Annotated in this window: 1 pseudogene; it reads left to right on the top strand. The window is 48.4% G+C overall.

The window, feature by feature from the left end:
- A pseudogene (locus NAI64_RS09055) lies at positions 1 to 419 on the top strand (hypothetical protein); the annotation flags it as partial.

Genomic DNA, 419 nt, shown 5'->3' with positions numbered 1-419 from the left:
GGTGATAGTCTTAATGTTGCAGGTAATGGCACGGTAGGCGGTGATTTGACTGTGACAGGCCAGATGAGTGCGGCAGATATATCAGGTAAGAGTTTGACTATTAACAATGGCGTAAGTGACACTGCACAGATTACGAAAGATGGTGATATTTCTGGCACAAGTTTGACTGTGACTGGTCAGATGAGTGGTGCTGGCCTCAATGTCACCGGTAATGGCACGGTAGGTGGTCAGTTGGATATCGCCGGTAATGGCACGGTAGGTGGTCAGTTGGATGTCACCGGTAATGGCACGGTAGGTGGCAGTTTGAATGTGGTTGGAAGCACGACATCTGGCAGTCTTGTGGTAACCGGTAATTCACAATTGCAAGGTAATAATGTAATCGGGACAGCAGACATGTCCGTCAATACTATTGCCGGTGC

It is taken from the genome of Oxalobacter paeniformigenes (assembly GCF_027158465.1).
In the GTDB taxonomy this organism is placed as follows: Bacteria; Pseudomonadota; Gammaproteobacteria; order Burkholderiales; family Burkholderiaceae_D; genus Oxalobacter; species Oxalobacter paeniformigenes.
The sequence above is the reverse complement of the archived record's forward strand: the minus strand, read 5'-3'. Positions and strand labels throughout refer to the sequence as shown.